General features: G+C 60.9%; 18 protein-coding genes, 1 tRNA gene and 1 pseudogene. 7 read left to right on the top strand and 13 right to left on the bottom strand.

Translation table 11 applies throughout. The annotated features are described in order from the left end of the window. The first annotated feature begins 9 nt into the window (after positions 1–9). Genes Q8X51_RS02020 through Q8X51_RS02010 form a run of 3 tightly spaced genes read left to right on the top strand, consistent with a single transcriptional unit; the run spans position 10 to position 5,246 of the window. Complete coding sequence (locus tag Q8X51_RS02020) at positions 10–2,166, top strand: glycosyltransferase (RefSeq protein WP_407693460.1); 2,157 nt, start codon at positions 10–12, stop codon at positions 2,164–2,166. A gap of 19 nt (positions 2,167–2,185) precedes the next feature. Further along, positions 2,186–3,163, top strand: coding sequence for a class I SAM-dependent methyltransferase (locus tag Q8X51_RS02015; RefSeq protein WP_315872327.1), 978 nt, complete (start codon positions 2,186–2,188; stop codon positions 3,161–3,163). Positions 3,164–3,176: 13 nt separating this feature from the next. Continuing rightward, on the top strand, positions 3,177–5,246 hold the full coding sequence (locus tag Q8X51_RS02010) for a glycosyltransferase (protein WP_407693459.1): 2,070 nt from the start codon (positions 3,177–3,179) through the stop codon (positions 5,244–5,246). Here the strand turns inward: Q8X51_RS02010 and Q8X51_RS02005 are convergent, their stop codons facing one another. The 7 genes from Q8X51_RS02005 to Q8X51_RS01975 form a co-directional block, all read right to left on the bottom strand. Continuing rightward, positions 5,247–6,116, bottom strand: coding sequence for an NAD(P)H-binding protein (locus Q8X51_RS02005; RefSeq protein ID WP_065947614.1), 870 nt, complete (start codon positions 6,114–6,116; stop codon positions 5,247–5,249). Then, positions 6,109–7,020 (bottom strand): glycosyltransferase family 2 protein, encoded by a 912-nt coding sequence (locus tag Q8X51_RS02000; RefSeq protein WP_315872329.1) that lies wholly within the window; start codon positions 7,018–7,020, stop codon positions 6,109–6,111. The genes Q8X51_RS02005 and Q8X51_RS02000 overlap by 8 nt, the downstream gene beginning before the upstream one ends. Continuing rightward, positions 6,998–7,816, bottom strand: a complete 819-nt coding sequence (locus tag Q8X51_RS01995; protein WP_407693458.1) for a glycosyl transferase — start codon at positions 7,814–7,816, stop codon at positions 6,998–7,000. The genes Q8X51_RS02000 and Q8X51_RS01995 overlap by 23 nt, the downstream gene beginning before the upstream one ends. 284 nt (positions 7,817–8,100) lie before the next feature. Continuing rightward, positions 8,101–9,204 carry a non-hydrolyzing UDP-N-acetylglucosamine 2-epimerase gene (wecB, locus tag Q8X51_RS01990; protein ID WP_407693457.1) on the bottom strand — a complete coding sequence of 368 codons (1,104 nt, stop codon included), beginning with the start codon at positions 9,202–9,204 and terminating at the stop codon, positions 8,101–8,103. Between the two features lie 405 nt (positions 9,205–9,609). Next, positions 9,610–10,089, bottom strand: coding sequence for a YbaK/prolyl-tRNA synthetase associated domain-containing protein (locus Q8X51_RS01985; protein WP_027603983.1), 480 nt, complete (start codon positions 10,087–10,089; stop codon positions 9,610–9,612). A gap of 16 nt (positions 10,090–10,105) precedes the next feature. After that, positions 10,106–10,864: a sulfite exporter TauE/SafE family protein gene (locus tag Q8X51_RS01980; protein WP_323147023.1), complete on the bottom strand. Its 759-nt coding sequence runs from the start codon at positions 10,862–10,864 to the stop codon at positions 10,106–10,108. Positions 10,865–10,868: 4 nt separating this feature from the next. After that, positions 10,869–11,954: a TauD/TfdA family dioxygenase gene (locus Q8X51_RS01975; RefSeq protein WP_065923906.1), complete on the bottom strand. Its 1,086-nt coding sequence runs from the start codon at positions 11,952–11,954 to the stop codon at positions 10,869–10,871. A 109-nt stretch (positions 11,955–12,063) separates the two neighbouring features. Here Q8X51_RS01975 and Q8X51_RS01970 point away from each other — a divergent pair, with 109 nt between their 5' ends. Next, on the top strand, positions 12,064–12,996 hold the full coding sequence (locus Q8X51_RS01970) for a LysR family transcriptional regulator (protein ID WP_065947611.1): 933 nt from the start codon (positions 12,064–12,066) through the stop codon (positions 12,994–12,996). Positions 12,997–13,293: 297 nt separating this feature from the next. On the opposite strand, the gene Q8X51_RS01965 is transcribed toward Q8X51_RS01970, so the two are convergent. Beyond that, positions 13,294–14,460, bottom strand: a complete 1,167-nt coding sequence (locus Q8X51_RS01965; RefSeq protein ID WP_027603979.1) for an MFS transporter — start codon at positions 14,458–14,460, stop codon at positions 13,294–13,296. Positions 14,461–14,554: 94 nt separating this feature from the next. Between Q8X51_RS01965 and Q8X51_RS01960 the strand changes: the two genes are divergently transcribed. Beyond that, positions 14,555–15,448 carry a LysR family transcriptional regulator gene (locus Q8X51_RS01960; RefSeq protein WP_407693456.1) on the top strand — a complete coding sequence of 298 codons (894 nt, stop codon included), beginning with the start codon at positions 14,555–14,557 and terminating at the stop codon, positions 15,446–15,448. Positions 15,449–15,509: 61 nt separating this feature from the next. Here the strand turns inward: Q8X51_RS01960 and Q8X51_RS01955 are convergent. The 3 genes and pseudogenes from Q8X51_RS01955 to Q8X51_RS01945 form a co-directional block, all read right to left on the bottom strand. Next, a pseudogene (locus tag Q8X51_RS01955) lies at positions 15,510–15,737 on the bottom strand (ParA family protein); the annotation flags it as partial. A 122-nt stretch (positions 15,738–15,859) separates the two neighbouring features. Then, positions 15,860–15,935 (bottom strand) — tRNA-Asn (locus Q8X51_RS01950). 60 nt (positions 15,936–15,995) lie between these two features. Beyond that, positions 15,996–16,892, bottom strand: coding sequence for a LysR family transcriptional regulator (locus Q8X51_RS01945; RefSeq protein WP_065923909.1), 897 nt, complete (start codon positions 16,890–16,892; stop codon positions 15,996–15,998). Positions 16,893–16,992: 100 nt separating this feature from the next. Between Q8X51_RS01945 and lldD the strand changes: the two genes are divergently transcribed. Together lldD and Q8X51_RS01935 are read left to right on the top strand one after the other, a co-directional pair. After that, a complete protein-coding gene (lldD, locus tag Q8X51_RS01940; RefSeq protein WP_065923910.1) occupies positions 16,993–18,135 on the top strand; it encodes an FMN-dependent L-lactate dehydrogenase LldD in 1,143 nt (380 codons plus the stop codon). A gap of 282 nt (positions 18,136–18,417) precedes the next feature. Further along, positions 18,418–19,344, top strand: a complete 927-nt coding sequence (locus Q8X51_RS01935; RefSeq protein ID WP_137212746.1) for a GGDEF domain-containing protein — start codon at positions 18,418–18,420, stop codon at positions 19,342–19,344. Between the two features lie 21 nt (positions 19,345–19,365). Here the strand turns inward: Q8X51_RS01935 and Q8X51_RS01930 are convergent, their stop codons facing one another. Continuing rightward, positions 19,366–20,136 (bottom strand): TenA family transcriptional regulator, encoded by a 771-nt coding sequence (locus tag Q8X51_RS01930; protein ID WP_370737680.1) that lies wholly within the window; start codon positions 20,134–20,136, stop codon positions 19,366–19,368. A gap of 78 nt (positions 20,137–20,214) precedes the next feature. Continuing rightward, on the bottom strand, positions 20,215–22,677 hold the full coding sequence (locus tag Q8X51_RS01925) for an EAL domain-containing protein (protein WP_407693455.1): 2,463 nt from the start codon (positions 22,675–22,677) through the stop codon (positions 20,215–20,217). Between the last annotated feature and the right edge of the window lies 1 nt (position 22,678).

Here is a 22,678-nt window from a genome sequence, read left to right as displayed (position 1 = left end):
GACGGCATCATGGATAAGGACACTCTGGCCACCCTTGAGCGCGAAAGCGTTCGCATGGAACGCGATGCGGCCATCAGGGAGCGAGACGCGGCGCTGGCCTACATCGCCATGTTGAAAAATACCCGCTCGTGGCGGATCACCAAGCCCTTGCGGGCGCTGCTGCATTGGTTGAGGTATCGGGCGCCGCACACAGAAGCCGACACGCCCGACTTCCTGCACGGGCAATATCTGCCGTTGCACACTGCATCGAAAAAAACACTGTCGCCATCGGCTGATTCAGCATCACCAGAGGCGCGCTTCGACATCCTCTGCTTCGCCAACATCGACTGGGCCGCACGCTTCCAGCGGCCCCAGCAGTTGATGAGCCAGTTCGCCCGTCACGGCCACCGCGTGTTCTACATCATGCCCTCCCGCAGCGCCGAGCCTGGCCAGGCCTACAGCACCTTGGAAGTGGCACCCGGGGTATTCGAGGTGACATTGCAGCGCGACGAGTTCGTAGACTGCTACACCCAGCGCATGTTGGAAAAACACCTGCAAACCTACGCCAACGCAATCGATGCGCTGGCCAAGGATTGGCGCATAAAAACCGCAGTCAGCGTGGTGCACCTGGCGTTCTGGTCTGCGCTCGCGTATCGGTTGCGCGGCACCCACGGCTGGAAAATCCAGTACGACTGCATGGATGACTGGGTGGGCTTTCCGGGGATCGGCGCGACGTTGCTGGAGGAAGAACACACCCTGGTCCGAGACGCCGACCTGGTGACGGTCACCGCCGCCCTGCTGCAGGAAAAATGGGCCGCGATGAGCCGCAACTGCCTGTTGCTGCGCAATGGCGTGGATGTCGAGTTCTTCGAGCGCAATTGTGTGCCCAACCCCTTGATGGCGGAGATCGAGCGGCCGCTGATCGGCTTCTACGGTGCCCTGGCCGAATGGGTCGATTTGCCCTTGATCGCGGGCATCGCCCGGCTGCGGCCGGACTGGAACTTTGTGTTGATCGGCGACATTTTCGTCAAGGACCTGGCCGGGCTGGACCGCCTGCCCAATGTGCATTTACTCGGCAGGAAGCCCTATGCACAGATGCCGTTGTACCTCTACCACTTCAATGTCTGCCTGATCCCGTTTCGCCTGTATAACGTGACCCATGCGGTCGACCCGGTGAAGTTCTACGAATTCATCAGCGCGGGCAAACCGGTGGTGTCGGTGCCACTGGAAGAAATGCAGATCTACGCGGATTTCGTGTATTTCGCCAGCGAACCGCAGGCCTTCATCGAGCAGATCGAGCGCGCCCTGAACGAAACCGATACCCAGGCCGCCAGCCGGCGCGTGGCACTCGCCAGCGCCAATGACTGGCGCCACCGCTTCGACGCCAACCTCAGTGCGCTGAAGTCCTTGCACCCGAAAGTGTCGATCGTGATCGTCACCTATAACAATGTCGAACTGACCCAGGGCTGCATCCAAAGCCTGTTGCGCAACACCACGTACCCCGATTACGAACTGATCATTGTCGACAATGCGTCCTCGGACGACACGCGCAACTACCTGCGTTACCTGGGCCGCACCCACGCGAACGTCACCCTGGTGCTCAATGACCGCAACCTGGGCTTCGCCGCCGCGAATAACCAGGGGCTGCGCCTGGCGGCCGGGGAATACCTGGTGCTGCTCAACAACGATACCGTGGTGCCCAAGGGCTGGGTCGACCCGTTGCTGCGCCACCTGCAAGACCCGCAGATTGGCCTGGTCGGCCCGATGACCAACTCGGTAGGCAACGAAGCGAAAGTGCTCGTCGACTACGTCGGCCTCGAACACATGGAGGCCTTCGCCGATCAACACGTCGCGCGGCATCGCGGTCGCACCTTCGATATCAGCATGCTCGCCATGTTCTGCGTGGCCATGCGCCGCGAGGTGCTGGAACGCATCGGTTGGCTGGATGAGGCGTTCGGCATCGGCATGTTCGAAGACGATGACTACAGCCGGCGCATCCAGGCGGCCGGCCTCAGGACCGTGTGTGCCGAGGATGCCTTTATCCACCACTACGGGCAGGCGTCCTTCAAGAAGCTGATTGCCAGCGGCGAGTATCAAGCGCTGTGGGACAAGAACCAGGCGTACTTTGAAAGCAAATGGGGCACATGGACGCGCCCTGAACCGCAGCGCAAATCGGGTAACCCTTGACCAACCAAAGGAAGACACCGTGTTCAAGCGAATCATGCACAAGCTCAACGGCAAGCGCGAAGGGATCGGCGCCGACAAGCAAGTCACAGCGGATCACTGGTCAGAAAACATGGCCGGCTCCGACGCCTTTTCTGCGGATGTCTATTGGCTGGCGGTACCGACCGTACAACGCCGCCATCAGCACAAGGCAACGGCGGGCAGCGGCCATCCGGGCTGGGTGCAGTACTGCCTGAAGGAGTTTCTCGGCAACCCGGCGCCAGGCACACGGATGCTGAGCATCGGCTGCGGCACCGGCACCCTGGAGCGCGAACTCTACAGGCTCAAGGCGTTCGAGCACTGTGACGGCGTGGATATAGCGCCTGCCGCCCTCGAGGTGGCCAGAGCCGAGGCGCTGGCGATGGGCGCGTCGACGATCCAGTACTCCCTGTGTGATATCGAACGCACTGACCTGCCAGGCAATCACTACGACGCAGTCTGGTTCAATGGCTCACTGCACCATATCCGCGAGCTGGAAGTGGTCTGCCAGCGGGTTCGCCATAGCCTGAAACCCGGCGGCTGGCTGTTTTTCAATGAATATGTCGGGGCCAATCACTTTGCCTTTGATGCCCAGCAAAGGGCGGCCATCAGCCATGCGTTCGGCTTGATTCCCGAGCATTTGCGCCGCTCATTCGTGAAGGGTTCATACGGCCAGGTTCAACAGGTCGTGCCACTGCCCGACCCCGCCGAGGTGGTGAAAGTCGACCCGTCGGAAGCCGTGCGTTCGGCAGATATTCTGCAGGTGGTGCAGGAGCACTTTGATGTGCGTGCGCTGAACCTCTGCGGCGGTTCGCTGCTGCAGTTTCTGCTGCACGGTATCGCCGGCAACTTCACCGCGGACAACCCGCAGTCCCTCAGGGTGCTGCAGATGTTGTTCGACATCGAAGACGGGCTGATCGAGTCGGGCACGCTGAAAAGCGACTTTGTGGTGGTCGCCGCATCGCCGAAAACGTCAGGATGAGGTCGCCCCGCCCATGCTGATCGAGCGACGCCCATCTGGCCGGCAGCGCTGGCGCGCGGTGTATCACCGGCTGCCGTTGCCGGCCAGCGCGAAAAAACTCCTGGCAGTCATCTACCGACGTGCACTGCTGCCCGCTGCGCGCGCATTGCGCGGCGTACTGCAACCGATGAAAACCTTCGCCGACCCAGCGCCGTCGTCTCAGCCTGCGCCTCAGCCACAACAGGCCGGACTGGCGGATTACATTATCTGGGGCGCTATCGACTGGGACTTGCGCCACCAGCGCCCGCAGCAACTGGCCCAGGCGCTGAGCGCCACCGGGCGGCGGGTCATCTACGTATCGGCCTCGTTGATACACGCCCCCCAGGCCGGCTTTGAACTCGAGTCGCTGGACCAGACGCAGCGGTTGTTCCAGGTCAAGCTGTTCGCCCGTGGTGCACCGCTGATCTACACCGCAGCACCTGACGCCGCGCAGGTTCGGCAGTTGTGCTGCAGTATTGGCGAGGTACTCCTCTGGGCCGGCTCAGCCCGGGTCATTTCACTGGTGCAGCACCCTTTCTGGTGCGACATCGCCGGTGAATTACCCAACAGCCGATTGATCTACGATTGCATGGACCATCATCAAGGCTTCGGCGACAACGGCCCAAGCATCCTGCAGCTGGAGCAACGGCTGGTGCGCAACGCGGACGTTCGGCTGTTCACCTCCGATTGGTTGGCCGAGCAATGGCCGGCCCAGGCCAATGAAACTCGCGCCATCCTGCGCAATGCCGCCGACTTCACCCAGTTCTGCACCCCACCTGTCTCGATCTACCGGGATCGCTTGCAACGTAAGGTGATTGGCTACTACGGCGCCGTTGCACACTGGTTCGACCAGGCACTCGTCGCCCGCATCGCCGAGGCGTTTCCACAGCATGTGGTGCTGCTGATCGGCGCCGATACGGTGGGCGCGCGGGCGCAATTGAGTGGCTATGCGAACGTAGAATTCACCGGCGAAGTGCCCTATGCCACCCTGCCCTATTACCTGCATGGCTTCGATGTGGGCATCGTGCCGTTTCACATCACGGCACTGACGCTCGCTACCAACCCGGTCAAGGTCTACGAGTACCTGAGTGCCGGGAAACCGGTGGTCTCGGTCGACCTGCCAGAAATGCAACAATTCGGCTCCCTGGTGCAGGTTGGCCGCGACGGCCCGGCGTTCATTGCCGCAATCACGCGGGCATTGCTGCCAGCGACGACCGAACAGATTGCCCAGCGTCAGGCGTTCGCTGCCCGGCAAACCTGGACACACCGCGCCGATGCGCTCATCACCCTGGCCGAACGCCGCGACCACGCGGCACGCATCAGCGTGATCGTCGTGACCTACAACAACCTGGCGCTGACGCGGGCGTGCCTGGACAGCCTCGAGCACGACAGCGAGGGGCCTGAACTGGAAATCATCGTGGTGGACAACGCATCCAGTGACGGCACCGCTGAATTTCTCTCGCAATGGGCGGCCGACAGCGGCCAGACGATCGTACTCAACACCGACAACCGCGGTTTCGCCGCCGCGAACAACCAGGGCCTGGCGATCGCCAACGGTGAGTACCTGGTGCTGCTCAATAACGACACGCAGGTTACCAGCGGCTGGGCGAGTACCTTGCGCCGGCATTTACAACGCAATCCCGAGCTTGGCCTGATTGGCCCGGTGACCAACAACATCGGCAACCAGGCCAGGATCGACATCGACTACACCAACCTCGCAGACATGCCACAAGCGGCTCGGCGCTTTACCTGCCGCCACCTTGGCGAGGTGGTCCGGCTGCCGACCCTGGCGTTCTTCTGCGTGATGATGCCGCGCAGTACCTACACGCGAATCGGCCCGCTCGACGAGGTCTATGGCCGTGGATTCTTCGAGGATGACGACTACTGCCGACGTGTCGAACACGCCGGCCTGGTGAATGCCTGCGCCCGCGATGTGTTTATCCATCACCAGCTTTCGGCATCGTTCGCGCTCATGAACCAGGATGAACGCCAAGCCCTGTTCGAGCGCAACAAGGCGATCTATGAAGCCAAGTGGGGCCCGTGGGAGCCCCATGAATATGAGTAACTAACGCAGGTCGTCCTGTGACAATAAAAACCCCCTGGGCGCGAAGCCAAGATCACGGGCAGCCTCGGTATGCTCGAACACCAGGTCCTGGTTCATGCGCTGCGCCATCGCCGCCGACCAATGGCGGTAGCGTGGCAGTACTCGCAACAGCCACAACGTCATCCGGAACACCCAGAGCGGCACCGTGAGAAAACGCGGGCGGCGCTTCTGCGCGGTGAACACGCGGGAGACCATCTCCCGATAGGGCAATGTTTCTGCGCCGCTGAGGTTGTAGGCATGGCGGCACACCTGGGGTGCCTGCAACGCACGCACACAGGCGCTCGCCACATCCTCGGCATGCACGGGTTGACGCAGCCCCATCGCGCCACCCAACAGCGGGAAAAAGCCGAAGCGCCGAATAAAGCGTGCGATCTCGGTGATGTTTTTGTCGCGGCCCTGACCGTAGATCAAGGTCGGACGCAGGATGCCCCAGTGCACCCCGTGGTCCTGCGCCCACTGCTCAACACGCGCCTCGGCATCGCCCAACAGGTTGGCGAGGCGCCGCTCTGCGGAGTCGACGGAGTGGCTTTTGCTAAAGCGACTGGTGGAAGACAAGGCCACGACTTTGCGCGCTCCGCAGGCCTGCAGCAGCGCAAAATGCTGCGGCAGCGTCCAAATCGGTGCCACGCAGATCCAGTAGGGAATCGGCGCGGCATACGCGCTTACACCCGTCTCAGAAAGCCGTTGCCAACTGACCGTGTCACTGTCGCTGCCGTGCCGGGGCTGGCGGGAAAAAGCGACGACCTTGAACTGTTCGCGCACAAGCAACGCAAGCAGGCAGCGGCCTACCAGGCTACTGGCCCCCAGCACACCGACCGTGACCTCAGGCATGCCCACCCCGGGATCGTCCCAGCAACCAATTGAATCCATGGTAGATGCAGACCAAACCGAAGCGCAGCCACACCCCCAGGACCACCCACCACCACAACCCCTTGGGGTAGTTGACCCTGAAGAACTTTGCGTAGAACCGCACCATCCCTCGGTGTTTGTGCCACTCGACAAAAAACGGTCGATTCCGGCTACAGGCGCCCCGCCAGTGCATGACGCGCGCCTGTGGAACAAACACGACGCGCCACTGTTTCAGCTTGAAGCGCATGCACCAGTCCAGATCCTCGCAATGCAGAAAATAGCCTTCGTCCCAGAGGCCCACAGACTTCAACGCTTCACGCTTGACCAGCATGCAGGCACCGGAAATGGCTTCCACCGCGGCGGGCTCGGTGGGCAGCGGCTCACGATGCAACAGGAAGTCGGCGCACAGCGTGGGAAACACTCCATCCAGGCGCGATAAGCCAAAAGCCCGGACGAATGCTCTCCTGGGGGTCGGAAACACCCGACGCCCGCCCGGCTGTTCGGACCCATCGGGGTTGCATAGAAAGCCCCCCACCATGCCCGTGGCGGCATCCGCGTGCAGCGCTTCCATCATGCCCTGCAATGAGCCCGGCAGCAGGACACAATCCGGGTTCAGGAACAACAATGCGCCGGCACTCGACACCCCCACACCGGTATTACAGGCCGAGGCAAAGCCCATATTCCGCTGATTCCGGATGATGCTCAGGCGCGTATCGGCCAGGCACCCATCCAGGTACGCCAGGCTGCCGTCACTCGAGGCGTTGTCCACCACAATCACCCGCCGCGCGCCTTCCCTGAAGGCCGACGCCACGCATTCGCCGAGCAGCGTGCCGACGTTGTAGTTGACGACGATCACGTCGCAGTCATGGATGAAGCGTGGCGGCATCAAAACGCGCTTCCCATGAGTGTTGCAGTGCAAATGCACGGGCTTGATCCGCATTGCGCTCACACTGCAAGGCGGCCTCGGCCAGCCCGGCAATATCGCTGTGCGAGTGACTGATGAATACACCCGGCAGCCCTGAACGGCCATGCATCTCGCCGAAGTCAGTCGAGATCACCGGCAATGCCAGGCCGCGGTATTCGTAGTACTTGATCGGATCGACCGACGCGGTGAGCAGGGTCTTTTTGAAAGGAATCAAGCCCACGTCGAACTCGGCCATGGCGGCCAACGCCGCGCCATGATTATCGGCAGGCAACACCACTACGTTGCTAGGCAAGTGCGCGGGCACGGCGCCGAAGATCGGCCCCATCAAACGAATTTCATCGTTGGGCCTGGCTTCGGCCAAAGCCGCCATCCAGGCCCAGTCAAACCAGGTGGCCAGGGTGCCCACGTAGCCAAAAACCTTTCGACTCGATGACGTCGACGCCCGCTTTACGGCAGAGATCGCCGCCAAGTCCAGGCCGTTCAGCACCAGGCACACCTCGTTGCGATAACGCCGCCACTGCGCGTCGAGCACGGAACTCGACGTCCAGATGACGTCCACGCGCTGGGCGATCAGCCGCTCACGGCGCGCCAGGGCCGATCGCGAGAGGCCGGTATAAAACGCCGGGAAATCGTCCATCGCGTCATACAAGGACGCGCAGTGACGAAGCCGCTGCAACAACAGATGTGCCAGGACCGAGGGCTTGCCGACCACGAGCAAGGCTGGGGAGGCGTGGGTGAATTGATCGATCCTGCTCAATGCATGCCGCCAGCAAAAGCGGTTCACCCAGCCCGAGCCCGGTAGAGGTTCTATCGGTAGACCGCCAGGCTTGATCAACGTGAGCCATGGCGGCGTACCACTGGGTGGACTCGTTTGCGCGCAGGGCGCAGCCGCCTTGAGATCGCTCCATCTGGGCAGCCGCGTGGGATAAGGATCGACCCAGAGCACCGACGCCCCTGTGCGGCTGTGCACCCAATTGACAAACTTGTGCGGCCGCTGGGCGAAGCTGTGCCAGGGCAACGGCGAGAGAAATACCAGGCGCTTCAAGAAAAGTGCTCGCGCAGGACCTTCACGATACGCCCTGCAGCCTGCCCATCGCCGTAGGGCGAAACACCTCGTACCATGCCACGGTAGGCCGATTCATCGTCAAGCAGGCGCTGCGCCTGCTCGATGATACGTTCATAGTTGGCCCCCACCAGCTTGACGCTGCCCTGCTCCACCGCTTCCGGGCGCTCGGTTTCATCCCGCATGACCAGCACCGGCTTACCCAGCGCCGGCGCCTCTTCCTGGACGCCTCCCGAGTCGGTCAGGATGAAATACGCCGCTTTCATGGCGGCGATGAACGCCGCGTAACCCAGCGGCGCGCACAGCCTGAAGTTCGGTATACCTGCCAGGCACGCCTGGGCGACGTCCTGGATATTCGGGTTCGGGTGCACAGGGTAGAGAAACTGAACCCCAGGGTTGTTCTCGGCAAGGGTGCGCAGCGCTCGGCAGATGTCGAGAAACGGCGCGCCAAAATGCTCCCTGCGATGGGCCGTCACCAGCACCAGGCGCTTGCTCGGATCAAGATCAAAGCCGATCTCCACCTCACTGGCCGCGGTCATGAGCAGGGCATCGATCACCGTGTTGCCCGTGACGAAAATGTCCCCACTGGCTACGCCTTCTTTCAGCAGGTTTTGCCGAGTGCCTTGCGTTGCCGCGAAGTGCCAGTGCGCTAATTTACCGGCAATGACCCGGTTGGCTTCCTCGGGGAACGGATGCTGCAGATCCCACGTGCGCAGGCCGGCCTCAATATGCCCCACCGGTATACGCCGATAAAAACAGGCCAGGGCACAGGCCATCACCGTGGTGGTATCGCCTTGCACCAGAACCGCATCGGGCCGTTCTTCGAGCAGGACAACATCCAGCTTGAGCAATAACTGCCCGGTCAGGGTGGCCAAGGTTTGATTGGGTCGCATGACGTCCAAGTCGATATCGGGCTCGATGCCGAAAAACGCCAGGACCTGATCCAGCATGTCGCGATGCTGTGCCGTGGCGACCACACGCACATCGACCCAGCCCTGCTGCTTCAAGGCCAGAATGACCGGGGTCATTTTGATCGCTTCGGGACGCGTTCCGACCACGCAAAGAATTTTTTTTACCGACACATCAAGCCTATTTCCCTATTCGATAAGTGGCTGAATCGCTCAGGCGTTCAAGCTCATGCTCACGCACATTCCGCTGTGCTGTTTTGATGCTGTAATGGTGAAAATCCGGACTGCGGACAGCGAGAGTGCGGCGTCGAGACAGGTTCGTAGCGGGTCTCGACGCCCATACTGCAGCATAGACACAGACTGCAATACCTGCACGGTGGATGGACTAAAGGACGGCCTGGTCCCGACGAATTCCCGCAAATCTACGCCAGGGAATGAGCGCACCGGTTCATGCCTGATGAGGGTGCTCTGGAAATGACGTGACCGACCCGTCGTTCGAGCCTGAAGACCGGCCAGTTACAGTGCATAACAGGCCAAGGCGGCTATCCGTTTTTTTGCAGCGTCTGTGAAAACGCCTGCTCAGGCCTGGCTGATATCCAGCAATCGAGGCATGGCGATCGCCAGATAGTCCTGCGTATCGAGCACCATCGACGCATCCAGCCGCCCCGCGTTGAAGGCTATTTCGGCGTAGCCTGTGGTCAAGGCCGGATCGACGATCAATTGAATCCGCTCATCGAAAACAAAAGGAGGGATGGCGCCGATCCGGCACCCGGTCAGTTCCATGGCGGTTTCGGCCTTCACCAGCTCGGCTTTTTTCCCGCCCAGGGCCGCTCCGACTTTCTTCATGTCCAGCTTCTGGTCGCCCGGCAGTATCACCAGTGCATAGGGGCCGGCCTGACCCTTGAGGGCGCAAAGCATGGCCTTCGCGCCTTGGCCGGGCTCGGTGCCACGGATTTCGGCGACGCGCGCCGACTGGCCCTCGGCATCGTGCATCAACACCCGGTAGGACGCAGAGCGGGCATCGAGTAGTGCCACGAGGCGATCAAACATGGGATGCATGTAGTTTTCCTCTGGTTTACAGGAACAGGTCGTAGGACAGCTTGCTGATCAGAATCACCAGTAACACCAGGAATAGAGCCCGGACAAAGGGCACGCCTTTATGAACCGCCAGCCAGGTGCCGGTGAGCGCGCCCAGGATGTTGAATGCCGCCATGGGGATTGCGATCAGGTAGAGCACGTTACCCGTCGGAATGAAGAATATCAGTGCCGCTACGTTGGTCGCGATGTTCACTAGCTTGGCCGATGCCGAGGCATGGAGAAAGTCGAAGGCGAAGCAGCGGATAAACAGGAAGATCAGGAAGCTGCCAGTGCCGGGACCGAACAGACCATCGTAGAAACCGATGGCGCCGCCGATGACGATCGCCAGCAGTTTTTCCTTGGTACCGATGCGCAGGGGTTTGTGCAGGGCACCGAAATCTTTTTTCCAGAAGGTGTAGATCGCCATCAGCACAATCAACACCAGCACCGCCGGCCGGATCATCGACTGGGGTACGAACGACACCGTGGCGGCTCCGAAGAAGGCCATGACAAAGGCCGCGCAGGCGGCGGGGATCACAAGCCCCCAGTCGATCACCACCTTGCGCACGAAGGACCGGGCCGCGAATGCGGTACCGCAGGCGGCCGCGACCTTATTGGTACCCAGCAGCGCCGCCGGTTGAGCGGTGGGTAGCACGTTGAATAGCGCGGGAATCTGAATCAGTCCGCCGCCGCCCACCGCCGCATCGATCAGACCGGCGGCGAAGGCGAACACGCAAAGGATGACAATATCGACCATGAAATCAGGCTCTGACTATGTAGGGTTGATGAGGGTCCAGCGGTACCACGCGTGCCGGATCATTGACCCCGAAGACACGCAACATCCAGCGATCACGGCCGTCGTAGCGGGGGGTAAAACCATCCCGGGCATGCAGGGTTTGCTGGTTCTTGAAGATCAGCATGTCCCCTGGTTGCAGCATGATGTGGTGCACGACATCGGGATGATTGGCGGCGGCGGCAAACAGCTGGAGGGCAAACTGCGCAGGGGCGCAGGTCGCTTCGACACTCGCTTTGTTATAGCGGCAATACAAGCCATCGGTTGCGCTTCTGTAGAGCAAGGGGACGTTTTCCAGCACATTCCCCTGCTTGCCGAAGGAGGCCGGTCGGCGAACGGTGAAGTTCGGTCGTGACAGTTCTTCTTCGACGTAGGCCGGCAGAATGGCCAGCACCTCGTCAATGGCGACGATGCGCGTCGGCACCTCGAGCTCGCAGCGCAGGCCGGTCAGGGACAGGTACTCCGGACAGGCCGACAACTGCGAGACGGGTTCGCAGGTCAAAGGCAGGTGAGGGTTGTCGACATGCATGTCCAGATCCGCGCGAGAGCCATAGGAGCTCTTTTCGGTCTCTCGCTTGCGCTTGGGCGATACGTGACGGAACACGGTGTCGGTGCTTTCGCCCTCGTACGCCAGCGGACGGGTTTGCAGAGTGTGCAGCACGGACAAAATAGCCCCGGCCAGAATCGACAGGTTCTCGATACCCGGCTCCAGGTCATAGGGCGTGGCAGGCAGTTGCGGGTCCAGCGGCAGCCCCCTGACGATCATCGCCACGTCACGGGCCTGTGGAAAATTGCGCAGCTGCTGGATTTTCTCGGTGCCCAGGACACTTTCCAGCAACCGCCCCAGGACCGGCATGCGGCGGATACCCGAGGCGCTATCGGTCACGTCCAGCGATGCCAGCCCGGCCTGAAGTGTGCGTTGTTCTTCCAGCGACAGATGAATTTGCGGTATCTCCCGTCGGGTCGAAGTCACTGATTTTTTTTCCAGCCTTTCATGAATGACTTCATCAATACACGCTGCGGCTTTCCCGATTACTTCATCCAGCTTCGACACGTCCTTGCGCTCCTGTTTGCACCATCCTTGTGGGTTGAACGGGAAGGTTAACGGAAGGGCCTTTTTTGTGTTGCAATGCCGCGTTGTGAAAAATGCAATGAGGTGGAAAGTGGCATTGAATATGTTGGGGGAACTTGAAGCCTTCGCGACCGTGGCTCGCAAGCGCAGCTTCGTCGCCGCGGCACGGACGCTGGGGCGCTCCCCCAGCGCACTGACCCGTGCCGTTCAAGCCCTGGAGGAAAGTGTGGGGCTCAAGTTGTTCAATCGCTCGTCCAATGCCGTGAGCTTGACCGAAGCGGGCGAATGCTTATTGCCCCACGCGTACAAAATGCTCGATCTGCAACGTGAGGTGGATGAAGACCTGGCCGGTCTCAGCGGCCTGGCCTCCGGCTGGATCCGTTTTTCCGCCCCCGAGGTGCTCGGACACGGGGTATTGCCCCGGTTGATCGCGCAATACTGCGAGCGTTATCCAGACGTTAACATCGATGTGATTTTCACCGATGAGATCATCGACCCGGCCAAGAGCAAGCTGGACTTCTCGATTCGCGGTGCGTTTCCACAATCCAGCGACTTGATCGGCTTTGCGCTCTGGAGTTACTCACGTTACCTGTATGCCAGCCCCGGCTACCTGGAGCGCAACGGCATGCCCGACTCCATCGAGACACTGGAGTCGCATTCGCTGATCCTGCATACGGCGCCGCGGATTCTCAAGGAGTGGAATTTTCGCAGCGAGGAGCAGGCCATCAGCTTTCGGGTTCATCCAAAATTTCGGTTCAGCTCCGGCCTGGCGGTATTCCAGGCAGCCCTGGCGGGCGTCGGGATCGCCCGCCTGGCGGATTGGATGGCGGAACCCGAAGTGGAAACTGGGCGCCTGCTCCGGGTGTGTCCTGAGTACAAGCTCACCTCCAGCAGCGGTGAGAGCCCACAGATGCACGCGGTATACCCGGCCGGAAACTTGCCGCTGCGGGTGAAGGCATTGATGGAGATGATCCGTGGCTTAGGTGAAAGCCTCGAATGTAAACGCGGCTCAGCACCTCTATGAAGACGGCCCTCACGTCGCTGTGAGGGGGATTCATTCAAGCATTCTGAATCGCCCCGGCACCGTAGACATCTCCAGCCTGCCAGGCTACGTTCATTAATGAGGCGTCATGGGAGGAAGATAGAGGGTGTAAGCGCTGACCTTAGACTCCTTGTTCAAACGCTATATTGGGCTCCACTCCAAGTACTCCCGCGGGCAAGCAAAGCGTGTGTTACTCGGCGATTCAGCCATCCAATTTGGTCATGCCAAAATCACAATGGAAGTCACGGAGCAACTGAGTGACTGGCTCTCCCATCAAGCTCACACCAATGCAGTTGCAATCTTTCTGGAACGCCAGGCAAATCCCAGCACCATCAGCAGCCCTAGCCCCGCCACTGCCGCTCCAGCCAGGGAAATCGCCGGATAACCTAGCCCTGCATTGATCACCGCACCGCCCAGTGCCGCACCAATCGCATTGCCGAAGTTAAACGCACCGATGTTCACCGCCGAGGCCAGATTGGGCGCGTCCTTGGCAGCTTCCATGACGCGCATCTGTAGCGGCGGCACCAAGGCGAAACTGGCGATACCCCATATCAGGATGGCAACGGCCGCCGGCAGCGGCCAACGCATCAGTACCGTAAACGCCAGCAACACGAGAATCAGCACGCTCAGCGAAACGATCAGTGTGCGATCTATCGAGCGGTCGGCGGCCTTGCCGCCCCACATGTTGCCCAGTGTCAGGCCCACACCGAACAGAACCAGCATGGCGGTTATGTAGGCGGTGGACGCGTGGGTCTCGCTGCTAAGGATCGGCGCGATGTAGGTGAAGACGGTAAACATTGCGCCCGAGCCGACTACCGTGAGGGCCAACGCGCCCAGCACCGGGCCACGGCCCAGTACCCGAATTTCGGCCATTACACCGACGCCTGGCGGCGCCTTCAGGTTGGGCAGGGCGAACCATAACGCGGCCATGGCGACCACGCCGAGGCCGGTAATGCCCCAGAATGCAGTGCGCCAACCGAACATTTCGCCAAACCAGGCGGCCAGCGGCACACCGCCAATGGTCGCCAGGGTGAGGCCCATAAACATTGCCGCGACCGCTCCGGCACGTTTCTCAGGGGCGACCACGCTGGCAGCAACGATAGAGCCAACGCCAAAGAACGCACCGTGGTTCAGTGAGGTCACCACCCTGGCGATCATGAGGCTGTAGTAATCGGTCGCCAGGGCTGACATCAGATTACCCAGGGTGAAAATCGCCATGAGTCCGATCAGCAGATAGCGCCGGGGGATCCTGCCGGTAGTCAGGGTCATCAGCGGCGCGCCGAGCAGTACACCCAAGGCGTAAGCACTGACCAACAGTCCCGCAGCGGGAATAGAAACGCCGAGATCCGCAGCGATGCCCGGCAACATGCCCATGGGGGCGAACTCGGTAACACCGATGCCAAAGGCACCTATGGCAAGTGCGACAAGTGGTGGATTGATACGCATGGAAGGCTCCTTATCTATGCCGCCAATGCTACGATCCAGCGTTTTAAGGCGGTAGATAGCATTTTTGGCAATCACCTATGCGTAAGGGGCACAAATGGACTTCAACGGCAGATCCGGTGACATGCTCGTGTTCGCCACCGTGGCGCAGGAAGGCAGCCTATCGGCTGCCGCGCGTGCATTAGGGCTCACACCCTCGGCGGTCAGTCGGATCATCGCGCGTACCGAACAGCGCCTTGGCACCCGACTGCTGTTGCGCACCACCCGAGCGATCAGCTTCACTGCCGAGGGCGAGGCTTTCCTGCGCGGCGCCCGGCGTATCCTGGCCGATATGGCCGAGGTGGAAGAAGCCATCACCGACCAGGGCGTACCCAGGGGCCGATTGCGGGTCAGTGCCGCCCTTGGCCACGGGCGGCTGGCCATCGTTCCCTTGGTGGCGGCATTCAGCGCCCGCCATCCGAACATCTTGGTCGACCTCACCCTCGGGGACGAAGTGGTCGATATTCTCGGCGGCCAGGCCGATGTGGCGGTACGTTTTGGCCATCTGCCCGACAGCCCGCTGACCGCGCGCAGGATCGGCGACACCGGCCAGGTAGTGGTGGCATCGCCCGAGTATCTGCAACGCCACGGCATCCCTCGCGAACCGGAAGACCTGCTACGGCATAACTGCCTGCGCTTCAACTTCCGGCGTGCCGAACCCAACTGGCCGTTCATCCGCGACGCAAGAGAGTTCTCCCTGAAGGTCTGCGGCAACATCGAATGCAGCAGTGGTGAAGCGCTGGCACAACTTGCGCGAGTAGGTGCGGGCATTGCGCGTATCGGCGAGTTCAGCGTGAGCGAGGATCTGCAGCGCGGTGACCTGATACCGCTGCTGGAAGCCTGGAACCCCGGCGACCGGGAACCGATTCATGCGGTGTTCGTAGGCGGCTCGGCAATGCCGGCGCGGGTGCGATTGTTCGTAGACTTCTTGCTGGAGCATCACCGGATGTAAGCGGTGGCGTCAGCTGATTGAACGAACCATTGGAATGGATCAGTGAGAGATTAGGAATGCAGGTGTGCGAAATAGCCTGGTCGGCCCGGGCCTCGTTGTTCGCGATCAGTTGATAGGTTCCACCGCGCGCCTCATGCGATAGCGCATAGAACGACGACAGCGACGGCTGATTGTCCAGATCGATGAGCAGGGTACGGATCCCTGCATCGGCGCAGAACGCGCCCAGATTGACGCCAACCGTGGTTTTACCCGGCCCGCCTTTGGTTGAAACGACCGCAGTGACTTTCATGATATTGACCTCGGAATCGTAGGATTTGAGATGCATTCATGCGGGTCACGCTGTGCGCTTTGATCACCCCGGAAAAATCCAAGGCAAAAAAAAGCCTGCATCGCTGCAGGCTTTTCCCTATCTGGCTCCACGACCTGGACTCGAACCAGGGACCCAATGATTAACAGTCATTTGCTCTACCAACTGAGCTATCGCGGAATGCGCCGTATGTTACTGATTGAAAAGGAGAAGTCAAGCTTTCCCTGACGGCCTGGACGATTAATCCGGATGACCGGCTGAAAGCTGCTGCTCCTTGGCCAGGTCCAGCCAGGCGCGCACGGCGGGTGGCAGGTGGGCGCTGGCGCGCCAGGCCAGGGCGATGTGCCAGTCGGTGTGGGGTTCGTCGAGAGGGATCAGGGCGATGCCTGCGTGTTGATGCTTGTGCGCCAGCATGCGGGGCAGGAAGGCGACGCCGAGGCCGGCGGCGACCAGGTCGACGATGAAGTCGATCTGCCCGCTGCGCGCCGCCACGCGGGGTATCACGCCTTTGCGCTCGCAGGCGGCGAGGATCTTGGCGTTCAGGGCGAAGCCGGCTTCGAACAGGATGAACGGCGAGTCCGCCAGGTCGGCGAAGTCGATGCGTTGACGCTGGGCCAGGGGGTGGCCCTTGGGCAGTACGGCCATCAGCGGTTCGTTGCGCACGGGCTGATAATCGAAACCTGCATCCACCGGCAGCAGCAACGCAGCGAGGTCGACCTCCCCCGCTTCCAGGCACTCGCGCAATCTCTTGCTACCGTATTCGGTGAGTTCGATGTCGATGTCCGGATAACGACTGCGATAGGTGGCAAACATCGTCGCAAACAACACCCCGCACCCCACCGGTGGCAGGCCGATGCGCAACACGCCGCGCTTGAGGCCGCGCAGGTCGTTGATCTCGGCGACCAGGTCATGGTGTTCGGCGAGCAGTACCAGGGCGCGGCGGTAGGCGATCTCACCCGCAGCGGTGAGTTCGTTGCGGTGACCCAGGCGATCGAGCAGCGGCATGCCGAGTTCTTCCTCCAGGGTCTTGACCGCCTTGCTCACCGTGGATTGGGTCAAGGCCACCACGTCGGCGGCCTGGGAGAATCCGCCCTGGCGCACCACTTCGACGAACGTGCGCAACGTTCTCAAGTTCATGGGTATTCCTTTAGCGACTGGTATCTAGCGATAAAAGTTGTTTTTATCATGACAGATATTTGCCTATCCTGACCCGCCCAGCCTTGTGGAGACACGCTTAATGATCATCTCGTCCGCCTCCGACTACCGCGCAGCGGCCAAACGCAAGCTGCCGCGCTTCCTGTTCGACTACATCGACGGCGGTGCCTACGCCGAGCACACGATGCGCGCGAACAGTTCGGACCTGGCCGAGATCAGCCTGCGCCAACGCGTGCTGCGCAATGTCGATAACCTGAGCCTCAAGACAACGCTGTTCGGCCAGGCCCTGGACATGCCGGTCATCCTCAGCCCTGTCGGCTTGACCGGCATGTATGCGCGGCGCGGCGAAGTACAAGCGGCAAAGGCGGCGGCGAACAAGGGCATCCCCTTCTGCCTGTCGACAGTGTCGGTGTGTTCGATTGAAGAAGTGGCGTCGCAGAGCCCGCAGTCAATCTGGTTCCAGCTGTATGTGCTCAAGGACCGGGGCTTTATGCGCAATGCCCTGGAGCGGGCCCAGGCGGCGGGGGTCACCACCCTGGTGTTCACCGTGGACATGCCCACGCCCGGTGCGCGCTACCGCGATGCCCACTCGGGCATGTCCGGGCCGTTCGCGGCGCAGCGGCGCATGTTGCAAGCCGTCACCAAGCCGCAATGGGCGTTCGACGTAGGGCTCATGGGCCGCCCCCACGACCTGGGCAATATCTCCAGGTACCTCGGCAAACCCACTCACCTGGAAGATTACATCGGCTGGCTGGCCAATAACTTCGACCCCTCCATCAGTTGGAAAGACCTGGAGTGGATCCGCGACTTCTGGAAAGGCCCGATGATTATCAAGGGCATCCTCGATCCTCAGGACGCCAGGGACGCAGTGAGTTTCGGCGCCGATGGCATCGTGGTTTCCAACCATGGCGGCCGTCAGCTGGACGGTGTGCTGTCCACCGCCAAGGCTCTGCCACCAATTGCCGATGTCGTGGGCGATGACCTGACGGTGCTGGTGGACTCCGGCATCCGTTCCGGGCTGGACGTGGTGCGCATGCTCGCCCTCGGCGCCAAGGCGTGCCTGCTCGGACGCGCCACCGCCTATGCACTGGCCGCCGACGGGCAGCACGGGGTAGAGAACCTGCTGGACATCTTCGCCAAGGAAATGCGCGTGGCCATGACGTTGACCGGTGTCACGTCCATCGACCAGATTGACCACAACACGCTGGTGCAATCAGCCAAATAACTGACGTCAGTGCTTAACGACCGTTTTTTACTGTAAAAACGGTCTTTGATTTGTAAGGTTTTTTATTTATTTAAACGAAATGGCACGAATCTCGCTCTAACACCTTCCAAGCAGGTCAAGCGATGACAAGACGTGCGGCAGTGCCCAGGGGTTATAAACCCCCAGTAAAGCGGTCTAAACTGTTTCCAATGTTTTACGGAACTGAAGGAACAGTAAGACGCCTGGCATTTGCCACTCTCATCCAGCCTGTAAGACAGCTAAGTGCTTAGAGGCCGTTTGCTTATGAAAACCCCCACCCAGACCAACGCAATTGACTTCGACAGTGCAAAATTGCAACGCCTGGGCTTTGGTCAGCCATCACTCGTACCTCGCCGCCCGACGACCGTCGCACAACTTCGCCAGCAACTGGGGATGCAATTGCAGACCAGCCTGGAACCGCAGCGTATCCTCGCGGTGTTTTTCCGTGAGATCCAGCGCCTGGTCCCCCTGGATGCCCTGCAATATCGCCACGAAACCAGTGACCTGCGCCTGGAGTTCGGCCACCGTGGCCACCACTCGGTGAGCTACAGCCTCAGCCACGAAGGCGAGCACCTCGGCGAGCTGGTCTTTCGCCGCAACCAGCGCCTGCTGGAAGAGGAACTCGGCCAGCTCGAATCACTGCTGTCGACCCTGCTCTACCCGATGCGCAACGCCCTGCTCTACCGCGTCGCCACCCGCAGCGCCCTGCGCGACCCGTTGACCGAAACGGGCAACCGCATTGCCATGGACCAGACCCTGCAACGGGAAATCGACATGGCGCGCCGGCACCTGAACCCGCTGTCCCTGCTGATGCTGGACATCGACCACTTCAAGACCATCAACGACACCCACGGCCATGCGGCCGGCGATAACGTATTGCGCGCCGTCGCCGGGGCGATCAAGAGCCAGTTGCGTAACGTGGACATGGTGTTTCGGTTTGGCGGGGAAGAGTTTCTGATCCTGCTGTCCAACACCGGCCGGGATGCGGCGGCCATGGTCGGTGAACGCCTGCGCCAGGCGGCACAGGCCCAGGATTATTGGGCGGAAGGAAGACGGATCGAATTGACGGTGAGCCTCGGTTGTTCGACCTTGCTGGCCGCCGAGTCGGCCGAGAGCCTGTTGCGTCGCGCCGACAGCGCCTTGTACGTGGCCAAGCGCGAAGGCCGCAATCGCCTGGCAATGGCGGGGTAAAACCCCGCCATCCCCGTTACATCACGCTTCGCTGGCGACGCGCAAAGGGCGCTCGCGCACAGCAGCGCTCGCCGGTTTTTCTTTCTCCAGGCGCATGCAACTTTCCAGGAACAGGTACATATAGTCGTAGCTCTTGCACACGGCCTGGCGCAGCTCTGCCTGCAGTTCCCTGGTCGGGTTCATCCCGGCCAGTGTGCAGATGATTTCCAGGGCTTCCCAAGGATGGGCGTCGTCGTACTGGGCGTGCATCTTCAACCACTTCATCGCACGCTTGCGCTCTTCCTCGGGAAAGGCTGCCGCATACACGCCGGTGGAGCACACCACCGCCGACCATTCCCCCGTCGCCCCCTCGATCGCATAGTTGGTCGCGGCAATGGCCACGATCAACGAATCGGCCGAGCTGGTGTGCCAGCACCAGTGGCTCAGCGCATGCAACTCCGGCGGCACGTCCTGGGCCTGCAGTTCTTCGAGGCTGACGCCATGGGCACGCGCCCAATGCACCCAATAGTCCGCGTGGTTCAGCTCCACACGGATATTGCGCATCAACCAACGGCGCGCCATGTCTTCCCCCGGATGGCGGGCAAACTTGGTCTTGGTGAGGTTCTGTGCCATGTACAAGGCAAACTGTTCCACCACGGGCCAGCCACCGATCAGGTAGTGACGCATGGTCTTGGCGCTGAGCGTGTTGTCACGCATGCGTTGGTACAGTTCGTGTTCGACAACCCGGCGCTTGCTCTCGCTGCAGTCCTGGATCAATTGCTGAGCCCAGGCGGGGTAGCTTGAGGCTTCCATAAGCGGGCCGGTTCTGCTGAATGTGTCGATCACTATTAAGGCTCCTTTTTAAGTGTGATTTACAGACCGGCAAATGTTTCAGCGGAATGTGCCGGGCGCCCTGAATAACAGAGGCTGCGGCCGCACGGGTCGACACTGCAAGCTATCGAAGGTAAACAATTGCGGTCGTTCAATCAGGTAGCCCTGAGCGTAATCCACACCAATATCGAGCAGGGCCTGTTCGATTTGCGGTGTTTCAACAAACTCGGCAATTGTGCGCTTACCCATGACATGGCCGATGTGATTGATCACTTCAACCATCGCGCGGTTAATCGGGTCGTCCAGCATATCCTTTACGAAACTTCCATCGATCTTCAGGAAGTCTACAGGTAAATGTTTGAGATAAGCGAATGAGGACATTCCGGCGCAAAAGTCATCCAGCGAAAAATGGCAACCTAAGGCCTTGAGTTCATTAATAAAGCGGATGGCACTGCCCAAGTTTGCAATGGCACTGGTTTCGGTAATTTCAAAACAGATCATGCTGGGCGGAATAGCGTAAGTATGAAATTTCTCTCGCAGGAATCCGAGAAAGTCATCATCGCCAATCGTTATACCTGACAGATTGATCGCACACAGGGCCATGGGACGGCCCGGACGCTCGTTAATGCAACGGGCAATAATCTCAAATACATTCTCCACCACCCAACGGTCCAGGGACGTCATCAAACCATAGCGCTCGGCGGCCGGGATAAAGCTGTCCGGCAGGATTACACGCCCCGCCTCATCGTGCAGGCGCAGCAGTATTTCGATATGCCCATTGCCGCCGTCGGTATGCCCGAGGGGGGAAATTTCCTGGGAGTACAGGCAAAAGCGGTTCTCCTCCAGCGCCATGTGCAGGCGCTGCACCCAGGCCATTTCACCAAAGCGCAGGGACAGTTCGGAGTCGTCGGCGTGGTACACCTGCACGCGGTTGCGGCCTTTTTCCTTAGCCATGTAGCACGCCATGTCGGCGGCCCGCAGCGAGGCTTCCAGGGTGGTCGGGGTGCTGGCAATGTGTACCAGGCCGATACTCACGGTGGTCATGAACGGCCGCCCCTTCCATACGAAATGCAGACTCTGCACGGTATGACGCAGGCTTTCGGCGATTTTTTCCGCCACCGCCACCGGGCAGTTCTCCAGCAGGATGCCGAATTCATCGCCGCCCAGGCGCGCCAGGGTGTCACCTTCGCGCAGGTCCGACTGCAACAGCGCGCAGATGTGCCGCAACAGTTCGTCGCCCGCCGCATGGCCGCAGGTGTCGTTGACCAGCTTGAACTGGTCCAGGTCCAGGAACATCAACGCATGCCGCCCGGCCTGCGCCTGCCCTGCCGGGTGCAGCACCTGCTCCAGGCGATACTCGAATTCGCGGCGGTTGGCCAGGCCGGTCAGCGCATCGTGGGTCGCCTGCCATGACAGATTGGCGATGTACTGGCGCTCCTGGGTCATGTCATGCAGCACCAGCACCGCGCCCGAGACCTTGCCGGCGCTGCGGATCGGCGCGCCCACCAGGGTGACCGAGACCGTGCTGCCATCCAGGCGCTGGATCGTCTTCGAATGCTCGCTGCCGCCGCTGAGCTGGCCCTTGACGATGTGTTCGATCAAGGTGAAGCCGTCCGGCTGTACGTGGTCTTCCAGCAACTTGAACAACGCTGCCAGGGGCTGGCCCTGGGCCTGCGCCGAGTGCCAGTGAGTCAGCGCCTCGGCCGCCGGGTTCATATAGGTAATGGCACCGTCGACGTCGGTGGTGATCACCCCGTCGCCAATCGACTCCAGGGTGATCTGCGCCCGCTCCTTTTCTTCCTGCAAGGCATCGGCGAAGGCATGGCGCTGGGCCAGCAGCTTATGGGTGCGCAACAGTGCCAATACGATCAGGCCCAGGGCCGTCGCCAGGTTCGTGATGACCAGCAACCGCAGAATCATGCGCGAACCTTCGCCGAGAGCATCGCTGAAGGCCTTGGCGGCGGGTGTCACGCCTTCGTTGATGGCGATGATATGCGCCTTCCACTGGCGCACATCGTTGGCGCCGATCTGGTCGTGAATGATCGCCTGGTGCATCTCGCGGGCCAGGTCATCCAGTTGAAGCAGGTAACCATCGCCTACGGTCCACAGTTGGATGGCTTTTTCCAGGTAGCTGAAATGGCGAAAGTTGAGGTACAGCCAGATCAGGCTGGAGACATCATCCGGATGGTTGCCCCCTTTGAGGATACCCAGGCGGGCTGCGGCAAGGTCGGGCACGGGACGGTCAAGGGCAATGCGCAGTTCGTGCCCGCCCTGGGGCACGGCAATGGCCTGCTGGTACTTGAGGTACGTGCCGGCGTCGCGATTATCGGCGTAGAGCGTCAGGTAATAGATGGCGTCCTTCTGGCCCTTGGACCACAGGCTCTCGCCGGCCACGTAACCACGCACGGCCGAAAGCACGTAGAGACTGACGCAGCCCAATAATGCCTGGAACAGCACCACGGCGATAAATGGCCAGACAATGCCCAACAACCGGGGCGTTCCTAAAGTCCGCTTTTGCTTCATG

Origin of the sequence: Pseudomonas sp. Yb2C2 (assembly GCF_052112325.1) — a bacterium.
Lineage (GTDB): Bacteria > Pseudomonadota > Gammaproteobacteria > Pseudomonadales > Pseudomonadaceae > Aquipseudomonas > Aquipseudomonas marginalis.
This window is presented reverse-complemented; position numbering and strand designations above follow the sequence as displayed.